The sequence below is a fragment of the Paenibacillus algicola genome, from assembly GCF_005577435.1.
Taxonomy (GTDB): Bacteria; Bacillota; Bacilli; order Paenibacillales; family Paenibacillaceae; genus Paenibacillus_AQ; species Paenibacillus_AQ algicola.
On record NZ_CP040396.1, the window covers coordinates 4,098,536 to 4,119,657 of the forward strand.

16 protein-coding genes are annotated in these 21,122 nt (G+C 51.4%); 1 reads left to right on the plus strand and 15 read right to left on the minus strand.

Features of this window, described 5'->3' with window-relative positions; all coding sequences use genetic code 11:
- Positions 1-8: 8 nt before the first annotated feature.
- From flgN to E6C60_RS19170, 6 genes are all read right to left on the minus strand, one after another.
- Positions 9-512, minus strand: coding sequence for a flagellar export chaperone FlgN (flgN, locus tag E6C60_RS19145; protein ID WP_138227264.1), 504 nt, complete (start codon positions 510-512; stop codon positions 9-11).
- Between the two features lie 10 nt (positions 513-522).
- Positions 523-804, minus strand: a complete 282-nt coding sequence (gene flgM, locus E6C60_RS19150) for a flagellar biosynthesis anti-sigma factor FlgM (protein ID WP_138227265.1) — start codon at positions 802-804, stop codon at positions 523-525.
- A 135-nt stretch (positions 805-939) separates the two neighbouring features.
- Positions 940-1,353, minus strand: a complete 414-nt coding sequence (locus tag E6C60_RS19155; RefSeq protein ID WP_138227266.1) for a TIGR03826 family flagellar region protein — start codon at positions 1,351-1,353, stop codon at positions 940-942.
- Positions 1,354-1,461: 108 nt separating this feature from the next.
- On the minus strand, positions 1,462-2,466 hold the full coding sequence (locus E6C60_RS19160; protein ID WP_233281064.1) for a ComFC family protein: 1,005 nt from the start codon (positions 2,464-2,466) through the stop codon (positions 1,462-1,464).
- On the minus strand, positions 2,463-4,409 hold the full coding sequence (locus E6C60_RS19165) for a helicase-related protein (RefSeq protein WP_138227267.1): 1,947 nt from the start codon (positions 4,407-4,409) through the stop codon (positions 2,463-2,465). Before E6C60_RS19165 ends, E6C60_RS19160 begins: the two co-directional genes overlap by 4 nt.
- Positions 4,410-4,556: 147 nt before the next feature.
- Positions 4,557-4,979, minus strand: coding sequence for a hypothetical protein (locus tag E6C60_RS19170; protein ID WP_138227268.1), 423 nt, complete (start codon positions 4,977-4,979; stop codon positions 4,557-4,559).
- Between the two features lie 176 nt (positions 4,980-5,155).
- Between E6C60_RS19170 and E6C60_RS19175 the strand changes: the two genes are divergently transcribed.
- Positions 5,156-5,695, plus strand: coding sequence for a 2,' 3'-cyclic nucleotide 2'-phosphodiesterase (locus E6C60_RS19175; protein ID WP_138227269.1), 540 nt, complete (start codon positions 5,156-5,158; stop codon positions 5,693-5,695).
- 127 nt (positions 5,696-5,822) lie between these two features.
- Here E6C60_RS19175 and E6C60_RS19180 read toward each other — a convergent pair whose 3' ends face one another.
- The 9 genes from E6C60_RS19180 to E6C60_RS19220 all read right to left on the minus strand — a co-directional run bounded on the left by E6C60_RS19180 (position 5,823) and on the right by E6C60_RS19220 (position 20,946).
- Positions 5,823-6,545 carry a response regulator gene (locus tag E6C60_RS19180; protein WP_138227270.1) on the minus strand — a complete coding sequence of 241 codons (723 nt, stop codon included), beginning with the start codon at positions 6,543-6,545 and terminating at the stop codon, positions 5,823-5,825.
- Positions 6,546-6,549: 4 nt separating this feature from the next.
- Entirely contained in the window at positions 6,550-7,704 is a 1,155-nt protein-coding gene (locus E6C60_RS19185; RefSeq protein ID WP_138227271.1) for a sensor histidine kinase, read from the minus strand.
- Positions 7,705-7,750: 46 nt separating this feature from the next.
- Positions 7,751-10,450, minus strand: coding sequence for a stalk domain-containing protein (locus E6C60_RS19190; protein WP_138227272.1), 2,700 nt, complete (start codon positions 10,448-10,450; stop codon positions 7,751-7,753).
- 209 nt (positions 10,451-10,659) lie between these two features.
- Positions 10,660-11,862 (minus strand): methionine adenosyltransferase, encoded by a 1,203-nt coding sequence (metK, locus tag E6C60_RS19195; RefSeq protein WP_138227273.1) that lies wholly within the window; start codon positions 11,860-11,862, stop codon positions 10,660-10,662.
- Positions 11,863-12,059: 197 nt separating this feature from the next.
- Complete coding sequence (locus E6C60_RS19200) at positions 12,060-12,362, minus strand: alpha/beta-type small acid-soluble spore protein (RefSeq protein ID WP_138227274.1); 303 nt, start codon at positions 12,360-12,362, stop codon at positions 12,060-12,062.
- 108 nt (positions 12,363-12,470) lie between these two features.
- Positions 12,471-12,989 carry a hypothetical protein gene (locus tag E6C60_RS19205; protein ID WP_138227275.1) on the minus strand — a complete coding sequence of 173 codons (519 nt, stop codon included), beginning with the start codon at positions 12,987-12,989 and terminating at the stop codon, positions 12,471-12,473.
- A 79-nt stretch (positions 12,990-13,068) separates the two neighbouring features.
- Complete coding sequence (locus E6C60_RS19210; protein ID WP_138227276.1) at positions 13,069-16,080, minus strand: Ig-like domain-containing domain; 3,012 nt, start codon at positions 16,078-16,080, stop codon at positions 13,069-13,071.
- A 388-nt stretch (positions 16,081-16,468) separates the two neighbouring features.
- Positions 16,469-16,813: a hypothetical protein gene (locus E6C60_RS19215; RefSeq protein WP_138227277.1), complete on the minus strand. Its 345-nt coding sequence runs from the start codon at positions 16,811-16,813 to the stop codon at positions 16,469-16,471.
- A gap of 152 nt (positions 16,814-16,965) precedes the next feature.
- On the minus strand, positions 16,966-20,946 hold the full coding sequence (locus E6C60_RS19220) for an S-layer homology domain-containing protein (protein WP_138227278.1): 3,981 nt from the start codon (positions 20,944-20,946) through the stop codon (positions 16,966-16,968).
- Between the last annotated feature and the right edge of the window lie 176 nt (positions 20,947-21,122).

The window sequence follows — 21,122 nt, forward strand, 5'->3', positions numbered from 1 at the left end:
CCTCCTGTTTACGCCCGGGTATCGAATAGCCCAGGCCTTCCTGTACTGCCGCCCCGATCGGACGGATGGTGGTAAATCGCTTCCTCCTGAGAAGACTTTCCCGTCAGCATATCCAGAGAGAAATCAATAAACTCAAGGGATTGCTGCAGAAGCTGCTGGTTCAGCTCGTTCTTCAGCTTCAGCTCCTGAAGCACCGAGGACAAGCGCGCTTGTACCTCAAGCAGCTTCTGCTTATCATCCGGATCAAATACCAGCCTGGCAAGCTCCGTTACGGTCAGCTCCAGCTGGGACTTCACGCCTACGGAATGCAGAAAAGCATACGCAGCCTCAACCCGCTCACGCTCCAGCTGCTCAATGAGCTTCATTCCCTTGGATTCCCGGTTCAGCAGCTTTACCAGCTCATCCATATTGTTCTCCATAATGGCTTGTTTCTTGAGATCCGACAGCTCCATCATATCGTGATGGACAGTCTCCAGATTCTCTAACGATTGAATTAACGATTGAACTGTCATTTAGGCACCCTTATTTCTCGGGAAACTGCTTGAAATAGGGCAGCAGCTTCTCCGCAAGCTTGTCAGCATCGACCTTGTATGTCCCTGAGGATACCTGCTCCTTCAGCGCTTGAATCTTCTCCGCACGGCCCGGGTCCTTCGCACCCTGTGCCTGCAGCATCTCCATCGCTTCAGTGGAGATTGAAACCTCATCCTTACGGCGGGCCTTCGGCTGCTGCTCCTGCCGCTGTGTTTCCATGCTCCGCTGGTAAGAGTTCACGCCTCCAATGCGTCCGGTTTCGTTGATTTTCATCACGTTCACCTTCCTTATATATAAGAACTTCATAAACATCCTCATCATCCTTGATGATTTATGTGAAAGACCGATAACCTTTACTAAGATTATCGGCCGCTGTTGAAACATATTTAATAGTTCGCTGGTATCGTTTTAGTATTTGCGTAATTTGTCTATCGCTTTATACGTTGCTTGATTCTTCTGATTCTGCTGGCTGACATGCTCCATTCCATCAGCAGATGCACCCCGCAGCTCCTTCGTCAGTCGCGTCCGGCATGACTCGCATATGTTGCTTTCCCGGATCAGATGACCGCATACCTCGCACGGATAAGACAGATTTGGCGCGTCCTTAATCGAGATTCGTCCCTCTCGAATAAACTTGGTAATCTGGCGGATCGTCACATCCACCGCTTCAGACACCTCTTGGATTGTCGCTCCACGCGTTTCCCGCAAAAAATCGGCGCAGCGCTGATACTCTGCTTCAATATCCTTAATACAGTCAGAACACATATCCTTAAAGTTCAACGCGTACAGCTTGCCGCACCGCGGACAGTTTCCCAAATTCATGCTCATCGCCCTCCACACACCCATAAATCTGATCTATCCCTAGATTAGCGCATATGCAGGTCTACGTCTATTATGACAGGAAAAAAATATAAAATATTCCCTTTCCACTCACGACCTCGCCCAAGTCAGACAGCACACCTCCGCCGGGATGTCGGCGGAAGCCGCGGCTGTCTTCAAGGCTAAAGCGCAGGCATTAACCGTACTTCCTGTAGTATAAATGTCATCCAGCAGCAGAATGCGAAGTGGGCGGAGGGTCTTGGAGCGGCTGTCAGCGCTGTTCCTTTCGTGAACAGCCTCTGATCTCAGGAGCAGAGCATCCGGTGCAGATGGCAGCATGGCAAAAAGGTTCTCCATATCCCGCACCCGGTCCATCCGGCTCTTGAAGCTCTGCTTATCTGTATGTCGAGTTCGGTGCAGAAGCTCACAATAAGGGACGGAAACCGCGGAGGACAGTCCCCTAGCGAGCACCTCCGCCTGGTTAAAGCCCCGCTCCCGCCTTCTCTCATCACTAACCGGTACGGAGGTGAGGACATCGGCTTCCCAGAGCCCTTGTGCACCTTCGGCAGAGCGTCTCTGCCGGACATCCTTAGCGCCTGGCTGCGCCCATATTGGATCAGCACTTCGCGGCATAGACGCGAGGAGGCTCTCCCGCTGCGCCTGCACGTAGGCATGCTTCAGCATGTGGATGAGCAGGGAGGCGATTTTTTCGTGACCACGGTACTTGTACAGCGCAAGCCATTCTTTCATCTCGGCGGAGTAGCGAACAGCGCTTCGGTTCCATACAAAATGCCGGGGACCGGCTTCAGGGCGGCTGCAATCCGGGCAGCCAATCGCTCTTCCGCAGGCGAGGCAGCGCGGCTGTGTAATCCAGGGGATTTTGGCATAACAAGCTCTGCACAGCCCCGGCATTCTAGAGCTTAGGGTGGACGTGTGCTGACATAGGCTGCAAGAGAAGCGGGCCGGAGATAGCAGCTTGTACACCTGCTGCAGCAGTGTGTGGAGAGAATGTGAGTGCATGGAGGGCTTCACCTCTTTTAGAATAATGAATAACTGCACGGACCACGGGACATAAAAGGTGACAGGTACAGCTCTGCGAAGGACAGCTGGCTTCAACGCTTTAAGTAGCCTCCTTTTCGGGCAATGACGTTCATCCTTCGGATTTGCCGGCAGGCCGCCCGCTGGGAGCTTGTCCAGGTGTGGGCCGCGAATAGAACCTTCCCGTTCGGGTCTTCTTTTGATCTGCCTGCACGTCCCGCCATCTGAATTAAAGCCGCTTCATCAAAAAGCTCACTGTCTGCGTCTAGTATAAATACATCGCTGCGGGGCACCGTAACTCCTCGTTCCAGAATGGTCGTGGTCACCAGCAGCCGAAGCTCCCGCTGCCGGAACGCCATCACCTTGGCCGCCCGCTCCGGGTCTACGGATGAGGTTCCGTCCAGTGGAACCTTGACCAGGCTGCGGCGAAGCAGCTCCAGGAACGGCTCGATATGCCGGATGCGGGATAGAAACAGAAAGACCTGTGCTCCCCGCTCAATCGAAGCCTGCAGCTGTCTCAATAAAGCAGGAGGAAGCTGGCGCCGGGCGAGGCACTGGTGCACGGAAATCATACGATGGGCCTTCGGCACCGGGAGCGGATGGCCGTGAAAACGAGCCGGAACCTTGGCATGCGGCAGGCGGCCGGCTGCTGCTTCTTGCTGCAGCTTCAGCGGCGGGGTCGCGGACAGATAGATGTATTTGCCTCCCGCCTTGCAGGCCCCCTTCGCCGCAAAGTCCAGCATGGGGTCATTGTGGTAAGGAAAAGCATCAATTTCGTCGATGACCACGAGATCGAACGCTTCTTTGAATCGCAGCAGCTGGTGCGTGGTCGCAAGCGTGATGCCGCCCTGCTTCCAGCGGTCGGGGCTTCCCCCATAGAGCGTGACGACCTGCTGCTCTGCAAAAGCGGCAGCCAGCCGGGGAGCCAGCTCCAGCACAACGTCCCGCCGCGGAGCGGCGACGAGCACCCGGCCGCCGGCTGTCAGGATGCTTTGAAGCAGCGGGAAGATCATCTCCGTCTTCCCGGCGCCCGTGACGGCCCAGATCAGGAAGCGGCCGGCCGCGGAGCCCGGCACCGCCGGCTCCGCCAAGAACCGCAGCGCCGCGCCGGCGGCGGCGCTCTGCGCTGCGCTAAGCCCCCACCGGCCCAAGGCCGCGGTGGGGGAACCCCCGGCCGTGCCCTGCACGGCCGATTGCGCTGCACCCTGCAGGAGCAGCGCACAAGCGCGGCTGCGCCCCATTGCGAGACATGTCTCGCAATAGGCACAAGCCGCGCTGCCGCACGCTGCGCATGCCGTGCGGCCCCTTGCCGCGCTGCCGCATCGCCGGCAGCGCAAGCCCCTCGCCCGGCGGCGGCGCAGCCAGCCGGGCGATCGCGGGGCGGGCTCCGCCGCCAGCCCCGCGTAAAAGCGCAGGCGGCCCAGCAGCTCACCGAGCTGGGCCGCGGCCACCCAGCCGGCGGGCACGCCCCCGCCGGCCTCCTGCAGCAGCGCTTCCACCTCCCCGGCCAGCAGCGCCCGGCCGCTTAACCATCCGCCCAGCTGCAGCGCCAAAGTATGCAGCCCCTCCCACTCCCGGGGCCCAAACAGCGCCTCCAGCTGGCGTAATCCATCATCGCCGGGGAAGAATAACGGCGCGTCAGCCAGCGCTCGGCTCCCCCTGCCGGACGCCTCCAGCAGCGGCGCGCCCACCGCATGCTCTAGCGCGGAGCGGACATACCGCCCCCACGCCTTTGAACCCCAAAGATCCATGCCCCGCTCCTCGGCAAAATCATCCCGTACCGCAGTCGCCCAACCCAGCGGCAGTCCCTGTGATAACACCACCAGCCTCTTCGCTGCGCCCGCATAACCCCTGTCATGAGACCTCACCTTTGAAACAGCAGGCAGCCCTGGAGAGCTTGTCCCCGCAGTGATCTTTCGTGCCTTGCTGCCGAACCACCAGTACAGATCCACCCGAAGATCTAGAGAAGCTATCAGCCTCCATCCCCCGGCAAGCCGAACCGCATATAAAGCTGCATCCATCCTGGACCCTCCCTCTCATAGCCTAGCTGCAATATAATCTTCTTCCCTTCATACTTTCCAGCGCAGCTCAAAAAGCACACCCTCGCCATCGCGGCCGAGTGTGTGCTTCACATCCTGAACCTTGGGGTATACCACCTATTCTGTCTCCTACCAATACGGAATTCGGGCACCTTCGCCTCCCATCCGCAGATCGATGTAGATGCTGTCATCGTCTTGTCTGGAAGTGCTGCGCAGCTCATGCTTCAGCTCATTTCGAACGTCCTCATCCATATTGACCCATACCAGCTCGATTCCCGCGCGGTTCTGCATTCTTCCCATAATCGCCAGCGTCTCGTCCGCTGATTGCTCATCCAGCATCGTTGCCTTCACGCGGACACCACTCAACAGAGCATATAGTGAAAGGGCTCTCACGATCCATTCCACCTGCCGCTCATGGTTGGAGGTTACCAGCACATAATGCACCGCCCGGCGCCGTCCCTGCCATTGCTTGATGTATCGGGCGTGCACGCCATGCACCAGCGCAACGGCTGCAGCGTATGTGATCAGGATGCCTAGCAAGTGGGCAACCATGAGACTCACCTCCTTCGTATACAGCAGTATATGCTGCCACCTCCAGCAAGGTGAGTGAATGCCCAGGTAGTGCTGATTAATATATAATACGAACTGTTTCTAACATTATATCTGCGGGTATTATAAATTTGGCATTATATGGTGTCTAAATCACTTACATATTGGAGGCGTGTAATATGAAAAAGTCTGCTTACGTACTTAGCGGAGTCTTGATTGGTGCTGTACTCTCTACAACAACTGTAGCTATGGCAGACCAGGTTAAAAGCATGATCGGCAAAAAAGTAGCCGGGGAGTACACAGTTAATGTCAACGGCAAGCTTTTGACCGACAAAGCTATTGTGGTGGATAACAAAGCCCATGTACCTCTTCGAAGCGTTAATGACTCCCTGGGCGGTTCCCTGAACATTAACGGCAGAACCATCATTATCAAGACAGAAATCCCCAAAGACACTGCAATCCCGGTCAGCAACAATAAATACCTGGGAAAAAGCAAAACCGAGATTGAAACAACATTAAAAATTTTAAAAGAAGATGTTTTGCAGGAAGCACTGGATGCCCGTGATCGCGTCACGGCCGAAATCAACCGACTGAAGCTCGCAGAGACGCCTGAAATGATTTCTTTCTGGGAAGAGCAGCTAGTGGAGCACAACAAATCTATTGTTGGAATTCAAGCTGATATTGCTGAAGCAGAAGCCGCCCTTGCAGCAGTTAAATAAGAACACCTTCATCAGAGCCCTTCAGGGCTCTTTTGCATTTATGCGCCTCCCCCCAACGCAAAAAGGAACCGCCCTCCGGCGATTCCCCTCCATCCGCAAGCGGCCCCCATACCTTGGGACATGCCGCTTACAGCGTCACCCAGCCATACTTGATAGAGTTGATCACGGCCTGCGTGCGGTCGTCGACCTCCATCTTCTGCAAAATGCTGCTGACATGGTTCTTTACGGTTTTCTCACTAATGAACAGGTACTCCCCGATCATCTTGTTGCTCTTGCCCTCCGCCATCAGGCGCAGCACTTCCGCCTCCCGGCGGGTGAGCGGATTGTTGTCGCCTGCGACAAATTTCACGCCGGCTTCACGCGACGTGCCCTCGGCCATCGCGCCCGCTTCATTGACATAAGTCATGCGGCGCAGCTGCTGAATGAGCTTGCCAGTCACCTTTGGATGGATAAAAGCAAAGCCCTCGTGCACCGAGCGGATCGCGTTGATGAGCGACTCGGCCTCCATATCCTTCAACAGATACCCGTTCGCCCCTTTGCGAAGCGTCTCAAACACGTAGCTTTCATCATCATGAATCGATAGAATAATGACCTTGATCTCCGGGAACATTTCACGTAGCTTCTCCGTTGCCTGCACGCCGTTCTCGGTCGGCATATTAATATCCATCAGCACGATATCCGGCTTCTCGACATTGCAGAATTCCAGCACCTGAATGCCGTCTCCGCATTCGCCGATGACGTCGATATCGTCCTCCATATTCAGAATTCGTTTCAGTCCTTCGCGGAACAGCTGATGATCGTCCGCCAGAAGCACTTTAATGACCGGTTTTTCATTATCCATAAGCTCCATCCTGTTACTCCTTTCTCTTCTCTACGTTCGTCGGGATGTGGATCACGATCTTGGTGCCCTCATTCTCGGCGGAATTGATCTCCATTCTCCCTTCAAGCAGCTCGACCCTCTCGCGCATGCCGATTAATCCAAAGTGGTCCTTGCTCTTCTGCTCCAGCAATTCGACCTTGAAGCCCAGTCCATTGTCCTGGACCACAATCTTAATCATCTGGGCCTGGTAGGTCAGCTCCACCAGCACGTACGTCGGATAGGCATGCTTGGCCGCATTCGAAAGGCCCTCCTGGACCAGCCGGTACACCGCCGCCTCCATGGCTGAAGAAAGGCGATGCTCATTGCCCCTTGTCTCGAACAACGTACGGATCTTTGTTTTTTCCTCAAAATCATGCACGTACTTGCGAAGAGTAGGAATAAGTCCCAAATCATCGAGAGCCATGGGACGCAGGTTAAAAATCACCTTGCGCATTTCCTCCAGGCTGGATCGAACCTGTCCCTTCAAATCTACTATTTCGTCCTGCACCATCTTAATTTCCTGCTTCGTCAGCATTCTTTCCACAATTTCTGTCCGCAGCACCAGATTCGCCAGCAGCTGGGCAGGGCCATCGTGAATTTCACGCGCAATTCGCTTCCGCTCTTCCTCTTGGGCTAATATAATCTTCAAGCCAATGACCTGGCGGTTCTTGGCAGACTCAATAATGCGGGATACCTGTCCAAGCTCACCCGACAAATATTCCAGCACTACGCCCATTTGAGAGCCAATGGATTCCGCGCGTTCCACCGAATGCTCAACGTTTCGCACCCTTTTTTGCAGCTCATCCCGCCGCGCCTTCAGGTACATTTCTTTCTCGCGGTAGATCATAAGATCAAGCTGAAGCTGTGTTGCCTTTTCATACGCCTGTTTGATGTCCTCTTCCTTATACCGGACGAAATCCCGGCTGACCTCTGTCAGCCGGATCCGGGAGCGGCGGTAGTTCATCTCCAGCTGGTCCACCTTTTCCAAGGTTTCCGTCGTTTCCTTCAATACCTGCTGCAGTTCCTGATTGAGAGACACCAGCTCATCGCGGGCCGTCTCCAATATTTCAAACATCTGGTATTTGCTGTCCTCCATCACCTGGATGGCGTTCTTTATGACACGATCAATGGCATCAGCTTGATAATCCACGCACTCTACTCCATTTCTAACGTTTCATACTACACATCATACCATATCATGATTGGATCGTAACGGTCTTGTTATTGTTGTCCCATTTTACAGTCAGTCCTAGCTGTTCAGAAACGACACGAAGTGGGACTAAAGTCCTTCCACTTACAATCATCGGTGCTACGGAGGACGTCATTCGCTTCCCATTTAGCACCAGCTCCTTCTTCCCGACCGTCAGCTCCAGCAGCTTGCTGCCCCGCAAAACCGTCACGCGTTGATCTGCTCCGCTCCAGCCGGCCTGGCCGCCAAAGGCATCCAGCACGAAGCGGATCGGCACGTAAGTCGTCCCGTCCTTGAGCAGCGGTGCTGCGTCAGTAGCGATCTTGGTGCCGTTCACCGTCATCGATTTCTGTCCGATGCTCATCTGCGCGGTTCCTGTCGGCAATCCGGCATCACTCGACAAGGATGGCATCATAAACGAGAGATTGTCAAAAGCAACCGAGCCCGTCGCCGACCGCTCATCCTGCCCTTCTTCGACATTGACTACATAGACCCGCTTCAGCTGCGCAGGAAAAGCAATCCCGTAGGCGCTCAAATCCACATTTAATGTTTTCCAGCCGCTCCAGTCGATCATTTTGGCCAGATCTACATAAGCGGTCTTGCCGTTCTTGTCCTTAAACTCTGCGCGAAGCCAATTGAAGCTGGTGTCTCCCTTCACATCCAGCGACATGGAGGCTGCGGTGGCAGGCACGCTTTTGCCTGTCGTACCGTTAAACTCGGCGTAGGCGTACATTTTCTGACCGATGCCGCCGGTCATATCATAATCCAGCTTCAGCACCTTCGAGCGATTGTTGGTATCATTATCCTGTACAATGGCAGCCTTGCCGGTCACTGCGGCAACATTGGTCGTAAAGCTGATGGGATAGCTTGTATATTCAAAATCCTCCCACATGCTTTCAGCAGCACTCGACAGCACTACTACGGTGCTGAAGCCGTCATAGCGGGCAATGGCATAGCCGACCTGTGTCCCCGGGTTCACCGAGGATACCGTGAGCTGTCCGTTCGCGACCTTGCCCTGGAACCCAGAGAACTCCCATTGCAGGGCGCTGTCCGGTACATCAACACTTGAACCGTTGTTCAGCACGGCCGTAACCGGCACCGATACCGTTGTTCCCGCTGCGAGCGGTGCGGAAGGCGTACCGGCGCGAAGCTCCTTTATATCCTCACTGCCGAGCACCGTGACCTTCATCGATGCTGAGGCACTGCCGCTGGCTGCACTCAATGTGGAGGTTCCCGGCTTGACCGCCGTAATGGTGCTTCCATTAACCTTAAGACTGCCGCTGCTCGATTTCCATGAGGTATTCACACTGCCCATATCCACCGGATTGTAGTACGTGTCGTATCCTTTTAACTGATACTGCCCTGCCTGCCCGATCAGGAGCGTAGTGTCGCCGCTGATCTTGACTCCCTTCAGCGACCCCTTGGGCGCTGTCGAAAAAACACCCAGTGCATTCACGATACTCCGCTGTGCGGTGCCGTATTCGGTGTTGAACGTCAGCTTCGTGGAACCTTCAGCAAGCGGACGATGAACCATCGTTGTGGAGCCGCCGCCATCCAGATTCAGCCCCTTCCACACCCCGATGCTGACCATAAATTCCTGCAGCTGACTCAAAGACATTCCTGCACTGCTGCTATTCTTCTGGGCCGTGACCAGATAAATATAGCGGTTGTCCTTGGAATAGCCTACAGCCGTCCGTGCTCGCGTCCCGCCAATGCTGCTGACATCTCTCGTGAAGGACGACGCCTTGCCCCCATTGACCAGCAAAGTGTGTCCCCCGATCATCATCTGCAGGCTGTCCGGGTTCACCCGGGCGCCGCTTTGCTTAGATACCAGCGAATAATTAGCAGTCAGAGTCTGACCCACCGCCAGCTGATTGCGGACGAACTCGGCCGCTTTTCCGTGTGTTCTCAGTATATAGCTGCCCTCCGGCACGGCGGAAGGAATGCCCCCCATGGAGGAAATCTCGGTAATAACGCCGTTCGTCACCATAACCTCAGTTGGCGTTGTCGAGCTGTTCGTTGGCCGCTCTATCGCCTTCCATGCGCCCGTGTAGATATATGCCGCATCCAGGTGGCTGTACTTCGAGGCTCCACCCTCCGGCACATAGGCCGACTTGTTCATGCCCGCGAGCGGAAAGACTGCACCATTCTCTGCCTGAATACTGCCTTCAAAGGTATACTCATCCACCATAGGCTTCCCGTCCTTCGTGACCAGGAACGCGTACATGCCCTGCAGCTGGGATGGAGTCGACATCAGAATTCCGTTTCCGACCTGTCCGCCCATGGGAGCCCCTTGCCCGCCTGTAATGAAGAAATCCCCATTTACCGCAGCAACCGCACCATTCTCCTGCGCCATGCCCCCGGTGCTCTGTCTGGCCGTGAACTGATTGTTGGTCCCGGTCATCACATCCAGCTTCACATACTTATTGTTCAGATCCACCCGAATCACATCAGCCAGTGTCGTCTGCGTGCCGGATTTCATCTGGTACTTCATCAGCACCGCACCCGAGGTAAGGATCTCCTCGCCCAGCTTCGTGACGCTGGATGCTGACGCGGCTTCTACCACATATCCGGATAACAGTCCCTGTCCAAACGGCAGTCCGCTCCCCAGCACCGGAGTCATGCCCATCACACCAGCCAACGTTATTACCAGCCATTTTCTACCGCCTGCCTGCTTGCCTCTGTTCCTTGCTTCCTTGCGTTTCATTGCTCTATGAACTCTCCCATCTATTTAGCCCAGACATGCTGAACGTTAAAGTCTCTATTTAATAGACTTCATAGATTAGGAAAAGTTACGAAAATCCTGAAAGAAATGCTAGAGTCCTTCCTCTTACTCGGTGAAAAAAACACAAAAAAAAGCCCGATACCCGCTCAGAAGAGCTAAGGTACCGGGCTTTGGTAACGATCAGTTAAGAATTAGATGCCTGCTTGTTCCTTCAGGATGTCCGCTTTGTCGATACGCTCCCAAGGCAGATCCAGATCGGTACGGCCAAAATGTCCATACGCTGCAGTCTGCTTGTAGATCGGACGACGCAGATCCAGCATGCGGATAATGCCTGCAGGACGCAGATCGAAGTTATTGCGGATCAGGGAGACGAGCTTCTCTTCGCTCACCTTGCCTGTGCCATAAGTGTCCACGCTGATCGATACCGGTGTAGCCACACCGATCGCATACGCCAGCTGGATTTCACACTTGTCAGCAAGGCCTGCAGCGACGAGGTTCTTCGCCACATAACGTGCTGCATACGCTGCAGAACGGTCAACCTTCGTCGGATCCTTACCGGAGAACGCACCGCCGCCATGACGGGCATAACCGCCGTAGGTATCTACGATAATCTTCCGTCCGGTCAGACCGGCATCCCCTTGAGGACCGCCAATGACGAAGCGCCCTGTCGGGTTAATATAATATTTCGTCTCGCCGTCCAGCAGCTCTGCCGGAACAACAGGAAGAATAACTTGTTCTTTAATATCCTTCTGGATTTGCTCCAGAGTCACTTCTTCAGCATGCTGTGTAGATACAACAATGGCATCGACACGCACTGGCTGATCGCCATCATATTCGATCGTTACTTGCGTCTTACCGTCCGGACGCAGGTAATCCAGTGTACCGTTCTTACGCACTTCCGACAAGCGGCGTGCAATACGATGGGACAAGGCGATCGGAAGCGGCATCAGCTCCGGGGTTTCATTCGTTGCGAAGCCGAACATCAGGCCTTGGTCACCCGCACCAATGTTCTCGGTTTCCTTATCCATCTGGGCAGGATCACGATTCTCCAGCGCCGCGTTTACGCCTTGGGCGATATCCGCAGACTGTTCATTCAAGGATGTCAACACCGCACAGGTGTTGAAGTCAAAACCGTATTTAGCACGGGTATACCCGATTTCTTTCACGGTATTGCGTACGATGGACGGAATGTCCACATATTCGGATTTGGTGCTGATTTCACCGATAACCAAAACCAGACCAGTAGCTACAGATACCTCGCATGCAACGCGCGCGTTGGGATCGTTGGCCAAAAAAGCGTCGAGTACAGCATCGGAAATCTGGTCACAGATCTTGTCCGGATGGCCTTCCGTCACGGATTCCGAGGTAAACAAGCGGCGCCCTTTTAAAGTCATAAAGATCAACCTCCCATATGGATAGTGTGTTTAACAACGACAAGTCTTACACAAAAAATGAACCTTTTCCGATTGGAAAAGGTTTGATGTACAATCCTCAACATGCATAATATCGTATTTAATACCTGGTGTCAATCCAGATAGCCACCACTTTATATAGGGTATGCTGCACGGTGTTGAAACGTACCTTGCAAGGATCAATCTCCCAACGAGCCGAACATCCCCTGCTCCGCCTGGCGGACCAGTCGCTTCGTAATTTCTCCGCCGACAGAACCATTTTGACGCGAGGTATAATGCCCCCATCCAGGTCTGCGGGAAGTATTGTAGCCCCTGGTACCCATCTCGCCGAGCTCTCCGCCAAATTCCGTGTCGGCGCCATAGGCAGTAGGTGAGGAATGAGGAATAATACCAAATTCGGCGGCGATTTCATACTTCATTTGATGCAGCATATGCCGGCTTTCTGGAACGACTTGCCGCTGTCTTGCATTTCTGCTGGCCATGGTTCACACACCTCCTGGAATAATAACATTCTCAACGATAGTATGTGACCGTACTCAGGCCTTCACACGTATAAATGACTGCCTATCCTGGCAATAATTATAACAAGCTTATTGTACAGCGTAGCCGCCGCGGACCATGACAACCAGACTTTGGCTCTGCCCTTGCTTCACCTGAATACCGCGTCCATCGCGCGGAAAAGATAACAGATGATTCTTCGGTGCCGTCTCACCATTGACGAGGTCTTTACCGTCCGTCAGATCGGCAACGCCGTCTTTATCCTGCGTATAGATGACCGCAAGGCCGGAACGAACAATAAACTCAGCTCCAGCCTTGCCGATCAGAATTTGCCCGGGCTTCAAGGTTACAATATTCACCGCAGTGGGATCCACTGCCGGCGCTGTCGGCTCCAACGGATTCGGAGTCACTCCACCGCCTCCAAGTGCCTTCTGGATCTGCTGATCCACATAGCTCTTGGTAACGACGGGATCGTCAGCAGTGCCCGGCTGGGTGTTGGGGCTGGCGCTGTTGACAGGTGGGTTAAAGGCTATATTCAACCCAACAATACACGTGCCTATCAGACTAACAATTCCTGTTATTATTGAAACTTGTTTCAATCTGTTATTCATCAGACAAATTCCTCCCTACCCGGTTAAGTTAGAAAAAAAGAAGCCCGCCCGAAGGCGGACCTCTTAAGGTCAACTAATATTAGTTGTTAGGAATAAATGTGGAGTAGAAGCTGTCGTTGCCAGATACAAGGTTACCTTCAGTATCCTTCAGGAAGCTTGGGTAAGGCTTGACGCGAACATCAACCACTTTACCTTTGTTTGCAGTACCTACAGCATCAGCAAGGTCGACAACAACTACGTTAGTAGCTACATCACCATTGATACCAGTACCAACTCGGACTGTGTAGTCATTGCTAGCTCCTGCTTGCAGAGTCTTGCCGTCTACACGCACTTCAAAGTCGTAAGCGTTGTTAGCATCAGCTGCAATAGCCTCTGTGAATGTAACGTTAAAGGCATAAGTAGAAGTGCTCACAGTAGTTGCAACTTCTTTGATTGCTGGAGCAATTTTATCTTGAACAGTTGTGTTTGCCGCACCTGCGATTTGCTTACCAGCTGGAGTAGCCAAGGAAGCATTAGCCTTGACAGCTACACTAACTTGTTCACCATCATACTGGCCATTAGCATCCAATTTGTTGTTATCTGACAATGTCAGAACAACTTTCGAGCCGTCTACAACTGCAGAGTTTACAGCTAGTTCTTCATTATCAGCTGTCACAGTAAAGTCACTGATCTGTGCAGAACCGGATTGAAGAGCTTGGCTAAACACAACTTCAATCTTGTTTGTAGCTGTAGCGTTAGCTGCGTTTAATGCAATAGCATTTGCTTCACCAATTGTATCTCTTGTGTCACGAAGATTCTCCAGGTAGTTACCTGCTACGTCTTTAACAAGTCTCACTTCAAAGCCTTTAACTTTAGAAGAAACACTTACGTCAGATGGGAACACCAAGATTGCAGACTTGCCGTCAGAAGAAACGTTAACCGTTGTACCCGAAGGCAGAGTTTGCCAAGCATTATTCTCATTTCTATAAGAATATTTCTCAGGCAGAACAATCGCGCCGTCGCCGCTAGTTGCCATCACTTCACTAAATGTAACAACGACACTGTTGTTTGCAGCCACATAAGATACATTAGTTACTGTAGGTGCAGTTGTATCTCCAATGGTCAGTTCCTTGGAGTAAGGAAGCATTACATTTTGAAGAGTTGTTGTATCAGCTACTCCTGCAATTTCAAGAGTATATTTCTTGCCTTGGGACAAGGCTTGATACAATTCTACTTCAACTGTTTTGGAATCACCACCAACACGAGTGACATCCTTCAGCTTAGAAACTTCTTTACCGTCAGCATCCTTAACTACATAGTTGGATGCAGTCAATGCAGAGCTACCTACGTTCTTGGAGAACTTCACAGTAATAGTCTTGTTATTGTTCTTCAGAGTTGCATTTACAACTTCTGGACGAGTTTGGTCGATAACTGGGCTCACTTGTACTTTAGTGTTAGCCGCAATCGCATTACCGGAGTAGTCTCTTACGCCTTCAACCATCAGGTCAGTAGTGTATACAAGCTTGTTAGTAGAGTTGAAAGTAAACTTGTAAGTATCATCGCTGATTGCTTCTACACTAGAAGCAACACGCTTGCTGGAGCCTTGCATCCAGTAGATGTTAGAAGCCAGCACAGAAGCTTTGTCTACCGGCTCACTGAATTTCAGAGTTACTTCTTCGAATGTAGCTTTCTCAACGCCAGCTACAGTTGGAGCAGTAACATCTTCAACTACAGTGAATTTCAGATCGGAAGACAGGTTCTTCAGTCCGGAGAAGTCAGATACTCCAGTTACGTTCAGTGTGTGCTCGCCATTTGGCAGAGTGTTGTACACCTTCAAGATCACAACATTACCAGTTACTTCAGTAGCACCGAAAACGTTGTTGTTGTTGATTTTGAAGTTGTTAACTGTTGCGTTCATTACAGGCTCACTGAAAGTAACCTTGATTGTTTTGTTACCCAGAGCTTGAGCAGATTGAGCTACTGGAAGAGCAGCGTCAACCGGTGTGAATTTAACGTCAGTTGCAGAGATTACTTTGCTTCCTGCACGAACGTTCATCACGCTCAGCTTGTATTCTTTTTGGTTGGTCAATCCTGCATTAGCATTAGTGCTATCCGCAACTGTCAGAGTCACTGTTCTTCTGTCATTAGAAAGATCAGCATTCTTTACAGTAAAACCAGCAATACTGTAGTTGCTTTCATCTTCAGCAGTAGTAGGATCTACCTCACCATCAAATCCTACAACAACTTCACGCAGGTTGGATGCAGATACATTCTCAACTTTAGTTGCGTCAGTTACAACCCAAGTTACGCTCTCAGTGTAGTCGTAGCCACCGTTAGAGAACTTCACTTCAGTTGCTGTGTTAGGAGCCAAAGCAGTTTCCAGAGTTACTTTCACAGCTTCGTTGTTAGCCAGTTTGAAGGTAACAACTTTGCCGTTCTCGGAAACTTCGTAGGACATAACTTGTGGCTGTTGCTCAGCCAGGTAAATTGCGTAAGCAGTGTCTACCATTTGGGAACGTGTAGCGTTCGCAGTTGGGTTCGCAGAAGCGGAGATGATGTTGCTGTTGATTGCAGCTTGAACATATCCTTTAGCCCAAGTGGAAGCGTTGTTGTTCACTTCAGCAGGGATTTCCAGCTTCAGTGCACGTACCAGAACTGTAGCCATTTCCTGTACGGAAATTTTACCGTTGTAGTCGAAGATCATCTTCGTAGTGCTCTTACCTTCCATCAGGTTAGCAGAGTAAACTGCTTCGATGTAAGGAACAGCCCAGTTAGAGGATGTGTAGCCTTTGTCTTTGAAAGACAGCTGGCCAGTGATTGGCTGCAGACCCATCAGAGTGGATACTACTTTCGCGAACTCAGCGCGAGTCAGTTCTTTGTCAAGGTGAGCTTGGCCGTCTGGATATCCAGCTACGACTTTAGCTTCTTTAAGTACGTCAAACTTTTGTTGTGCAGTAAGATTGTCATCACCGAATGCAACACCAGCAAACATGGAGAATGCCATTGCTGTAGACAGTGCTACGGATAAAATTTTCTTCATAACCTTTTTGTCTCCTCCTTGAATAGGAACATATAATGGATTTTCTTTAGATTGATAGCTCTTGTTACTCATTAGCCGATACACCTCCTTCCCCGAGTTGAGCAGAAATCATATAAATGATGTCTGTGACGGGTATCACAGAAACTTGTAACCGGTCGAACACTGACCCTTTTTGTAGATTCCTAGAATCCCACCTAAGGTATTATACAATGCTTGCCAAATGCCGTAAAGAACATTTTTCTAAGGAAGAGATATGTTTCTTACGCCGGTATATGTTGGGCATCTCGTTGTGCTCTACATCTTAAACGTTAAGGGAGGGAAAAAGTTGCGGATGTTTCTCAATTTTTTTTCGTTTTTTTTGAAAGCCAAGATTGATTACCCCAAAAAGGTGCTAACAACGCAGTAATACGCCCCCTAAAGAGCAAAAAAAAGACGCCTCATCGGCGTCCTCATTCCTGTCCTAACGAATCTTCATCGCGAGCTGAATAATCTGCGCCCGCATCTGCGGATCCTCGTTCAGCTTGCTGTACATGTTCTCAATGTGGTTCTTGTTGTCGCGGTATTCCTTCTCATGCTTGATCGTCACATGTGACCATTGAATCAAGGCGTTCTCCGCCAGCGTCAATTCATTAAAGGCATCATGGAAGCCTGTCTCCAGAACCAGCCCCTCCATGACCTCCTGAGTAATCTCTGGAACCTTCTTGCGAGTCAGCTCGATCTTCTTCTCCATAACCTTGGCTTTATCTTCGAACTGTGTCTTCGCTTTCATATAATCCAGCTGGGCTTTCGATAACTTCGGCTTCATAAAATCATTTCACCCTCTAAAAAATATTATGTGCTTTCGCTATTGTAGCGCATTCCCTATTTAATTTCAAAGATCTGTAACTGGTCTGACAAATATTACTAGCTTTGATTCATGGAAAAAGAGCCGGGATTCCCCGGCTCTCTCGCCTTCTATTACATCTTAGGCAGCTTCTTAAGGTCTACCATGACACGCGCCACAATGATGGCGGCATCTGCACGCAGCGTTCTCGCCTTCGGGTTAAACATATAACCCTTCGACGGATCATTCGAGTCTACAAGAGAGCCTTGAATGAAGCCCTTCTTCGCAATCGCAAGTACGCTTGGACGTGCATAATAGTTAATCTCGGCATAATCTTTGAAATACTTCTGCAGCCCTTTATCAATCTTGTCTCGATCGGTCTCCAGCTTCATATTTAGTGCGCCGGCAATAATGACCGCGGCATCCTGACGCTGAATGGAATTCGCAGCATCGAAATACTGCGGCTGAGTACCGCGGACAATACCAGCTCTTGCAGCTGTTTCGATGTATCGGAAATCATACAGCCCGTCCGGATTCACAAGTGTCGGATCTGAAGGCAGCTCGGAGAAGTGCTTCGGTCCCATGTAGTTCAGCGGCAGGTTCAGCGACTTCACGATCATCGTTGTGAACTCGCCTCTGGATACATACTTGGACATCCCGAACTCATTCGTCGGATCAAATGCGTTCATGATTCCTTTAGCATACAGCGTCTCTGCAAAATCCTTGGCATATGGATGGTCTACAATATCCTGATAAGAGTATCCCAGCTTCGCGACAACATAGTAGCCAAACCGATCAAACGGCACCTCGATGGTATGCTTCTTGGCATCCACTACACCGCCAATATTTTCCCACTTCTTAATGTCCGGGTTGTAGCGGAAAACCGTAATCAGCTTGCCTGCCTCTACCGAAATGCTTGAATCGTAAGACAACTCAAGCGTTCCCACCTTGGATGGAACCAGCTCATCCTCTGGAATTCGGTCGTAGAACATTCTCATGCCGGAGCCCGCAAACTGGTACGGATCCACCCCGTACGTGGTTGGGTCATAATCACTCTTCGTTGCTACCCGGTCTGCAATACCCGGATCAATCCAGAATACGGGACTCGACTTCACGAAACGTGACTGGAAGTTACTGATAAACTCCCGGCGGCCTGTAGCTACCATGTTGTCGAAATCAATCGGCACACCTTCGAATTCATAACGGTTTACAACCCCGTCTTCACTGTTGCCGATCGCAAACAGAATATCATGTCCTGTAAACACCTGATTCTTCAGCTGCTCCGGAATGTTATAATCTCTGCGGATCAGGCTGGTGCCCCGCTGGAACGTCAGGGAAAGCGCATTGTCGAACACTTTATGAGATGTCTTCATCTCCATCATGTACTGTGCTCCCGGAATATTAACCGGAACGTATTGAATGGAGATTGACTGCTCCACCTCATCATCGCCGACAACGGCCACAATATCGATCTCGTTCGCCTTGTTTGGCTTGAGATCCTTCACCAGAATACGGAAAGCATTCGGATAGTCAATAACACCGTCATAATCAATATCATAGGCAAACTTCTCTGCCTTTTCCTTGCCAATCAAGATTTCAGAGGCCTGGTCGGAAGCAATGATCACCTCTACAAAGTTCTGGTTCACGATTCTCTTCCCGACTACAGGACGCAGCACGTTAATCGGCTTCGTAATCTTGATGACTTCAAGACGCTGGGAAGCAGAAGGTCCGCCGGCGCCATTGTTAAACACTTTCATCGTGTATACCTTCGGTGTGCCGTCAGCCGGTATTTCCTGGTCTCTCAGAATGAAGGAGAAGCTCTTCTTGTCCGGATGGTAGTACACAGTCAGTCCCGGTACCGGATTGGAAGCATTCATGCTCACATTGTCTACAATAAACTCATGGTCCAGAGTCCAGGTATAAGTCTGGTCGCTGCCATCAATCTTCGGAGACACGATCTGGAGCATGTATTTCTGCTTGTCCGCAGTGGTCATCGTACCGAACTTGTTATTTACTTCGGTAGGGTTACCTCCGAGATTCAAAATATCAAAGGTGCCGTATACATTCATGCGGCTCTCTTCGGTCTTGTAGATGGAACCGGACTTCTCAAAACGTGCGTCCAGCTGGTCCGGTGCTCTGTCATTATAGCCCAGGTACGGGAACGGGATAATGCCCAAGGTGTCCTTCGCCGGAATTGTCGGTACGTTGAGCGGCAGCAGGTTCACCTTATAGGTTCTTTCGTACGTATTCTTGGTTGTACGGTACACAAAGCGCACCGTATTCTGTCCGGTACTAAACCGATTATATAAATCCTGATTGGTAAGGCCTCCCGCCAATCTGAAGCCATCGCTTCCGTCAGACTCCAGACGCACCTCTACATTATTCACATACAAGTACACAGTCTGTCCGGTTCCGCTGTAGATAATATCACTGCGGTTCGGGACATTGTTCAGTGTACCGCTCATACGGCTGAGCGCATCTGCTACGGTATCACTTGCCGAAGAAATATTGGAGGTATCCACTGAAATCATCTGCTCATCGACCATGCTTGTGAACTGGACAAACGGTCCATAGAGCAGTGTTACCGCAGCATCCTTCGTATCTCCTCCATTTGGACCGTCGATACGAAACGTCAGCTTCTGATACCCGTTGGCCGGCAGGCTGGTCAGCTCTAGAATGAACCGGTCAAGATAAGTTGGTCGGCCGTTAATATTCTTCACCACAGTATCCTGGTATAGCTGAGGATACGTCGACAGCGCCAGGGTATTGCCTTTGGAGTCGGTTATGCGGCTGATTTGAATGTTATGTCCTGTACCGTTCACAACCAGCACTTCTACCGCAGTCGGCACGGAAGTGATGGTTGCGCCGTCCAGCGTACTGCCTGTCAAACCAAGCAGCCGCTGATTGGACATCCCGCTGGTATAGCCATTGAGATAATTAATCTCGGCCACGTACGGGCGATTCATATCCCGCAGCGTCACATACGCATCTCCGGTCGTATCTCCCGCCCGCATGCTCAATGTTACTCTGCTGTCCAGCGTGTAGGAGCTGACATCACTCGTTACAAATTCCCCGATCATATACCCGTTAGAAGGGGATGACAACGGATCGAACGTCAGCGGAATCGTACCGGTCCCGGTTGCGCCGCCGCTGAAGGTGTATGTCAATGAGGTAGGGTAAGTTCCGTTCACTACAGGAACTATGACCTTACCCTTGGCGGAGATGGGATCGCCTGCTGTCGTTTCAATTGGAAAATCGGCTCCTGCCGTCATGTCTGTTGACTCTCTCAGCACGCTGCCACTGGCATTCTTCTGCAGCGCGGTTACATCATAGAAGGTCGTCCGGCCGTTAAAGAAGGTTATTTCCCGGATAGTTTCGAGCTTCTGATTCTTGTTATACACCGTCAGCTTCACAATATTCTTGCCGGAGTTAACACTGACTGGTGAAGCGATAAATTCGTAGTTATTATAGCTGGACAGATTGTAGCTCCAGATCTTGCCGTTCACTTCAACGGTAATCTTCTCTGCACTCGGAGCACTGCCTGTGATGCTGATATCCGCTTTATCCACTCCGTAGAATGGCGTCGCGACGGGAGCGATCAGCACTGCAGAATCGTTCTCCTTCAGCTCTACATCCCGGCTGCCCTGAGACAGATACGCCTTCAAGTTGTAAAGGGACGGGCCATTCCGATACTCCACATAGATCGGATTGTCGGTGATTGTGCTGGAGCCCTGTCTGCCGTGGAACACAATCTTGTTCAGGCCTGGGAACAGCTGAATCTCACTGACTTGAATGTTCTGGCCACTGGCATTGATATTGCCCGTGATGCCCTCACGACGGTCGATGATGTCCTTCTGGACGGTATTGCCGTTCCCATCCTGCGTCTTGGTGATCTGGTAAACATCATAGGAGATGTTGCTGTCACTGACGCCGGACAGCGTACCGTTCAAGCTCAGCTTCTCTGAGATTGAGACCGGCGGGGACGCCAGATTGTAATATTCCTGCGGGAACAAGAATGATGTTCCTGCAGCCTTAACGCTTTCCATGAAGGCTGGGGGCATCAGGCCCGCAGCCATAACGACCGTCAGCATGATGGACAGTAGTCTTTTTAACATAGTAGCCTCCTTCGAATTCAACTCCAGTCCTGTACCAGATCTTTGGAGCAGTCATATACCCTTTTATATCGGCAGGTAACTCTCCATTAATTAGTCGAAATCACAAAAAACCTCACCTGCTTCCAGGTGAGGTTCGTACTTATGCGCTATATCACGAATAATAAATTTAGAATTGC

What these genes read in the sequence shown, in the direction of transcription:
- flgN (WP_138227264.1), bottom strand. Translation starts at nt 512, where the DNA reads ATGACAGTTCAATCGTTAATTCAATCGTTAGAGAATCTGGAGACTGTC.
- flgM (WP_138227265.1), bottom strand. Translation starts at nt 804, where the DNA reads ATGAAAATCAACGAAACCGGACGCATTGGAGGCGTGAACTCTTACCAG.
- E6C60_RS19155 (WP_138227266.1), bottom strand. Translation starts at nt 1,353, where the DNA reads ATGAATTTGGGAAACTGTCCGCGGTGCGGCAAGCTGTACGCGTTGAAC.
- E6C60_RS19165 (WP_138227267.1), bottom strand. Translation starts at nt 4,409, where the DNA reads ATGGATGCAGCTTTATATGCGGTTCGGCTTGCCGGGGGATGGAGGCTG.
- E6C60_RS19170 (WP_138227268.1), bottom strand. Translation starts at nt 4,979, where the DNA reads ATGGTTGCCCACTTGCTAGGCATCCTGATCACATACGCTGCAGCCGTT.
- E6C60_RS19175 (WP_138227269.1), top strand. Translation starts at nt 5,156, where the DNA reads ATGAAAAAGTCTGCTTACGTACTTAGCGGAGTCTTGATTGGTGCTGTA.
- E6C60_RS19180 (WP_138227270.1), bottom strand. Translation starts at nt 6,545, where the DNA reads ATGGAGCTTATGGATAATGAAAAACCGGTCATTAAAGTGCTTCTGGCG.
- E6C60_RS19190 (WP_138227272.1), bottom strand. Translation starts at nt 10,450, where the DNA reads ATGAAACGCAAGGAAGCAAGGAACAGAGGCAAGCAGGCAGGCGGTAGA.
- metK (WP_138227273.1), bottom strand. Translation starts at nt 11,862, where the DNA reads ATGACTTTAAAAGGGCGCCGCTTGTTTACCTCGGAATCCGTGACGGAA.
- E6C60_RS19200 (WP_138227274.1), bottom strand. Translation starts at nt 12,362, where the DNA reads ATGGCCAGCAGAAATGCAAGACAGCGGCAAGTCGTTCCAGAAAGCCGG.
- E6C60_RS19205 (WP_138227275.1), bottom strand. Translation starts at nt 12,989, where the DNA reads ATGAATAACAGATTGAAACAAGTTTCAATAATAACAGGAATTGTTAGT.
- E6C60_RS19210 (WP_138227276.1), bottom strand. Translation starts at nt 16,080, where the DNA reads ATGAGTAACAAGAGCTATCAATCTAAAGAAAATCCATTATATGTTCCT.
- E6C60_RS19215 (WP_138227277.1), bottom strand. Translation starts at nt 16,813, where the DNA reads ATGAAGCCGAAGTTATCGAAAGCCCAGCTGGATTATATGAAAGCGAAG.
- E6C60_RS19220 (WP_138227278.1), bottom strand. Translation starts at nt 20,946, where the DNA reads ATGTTAAAAAGACTACTGTCCATCATGCTGACGGTCGTTATGGCTGCG.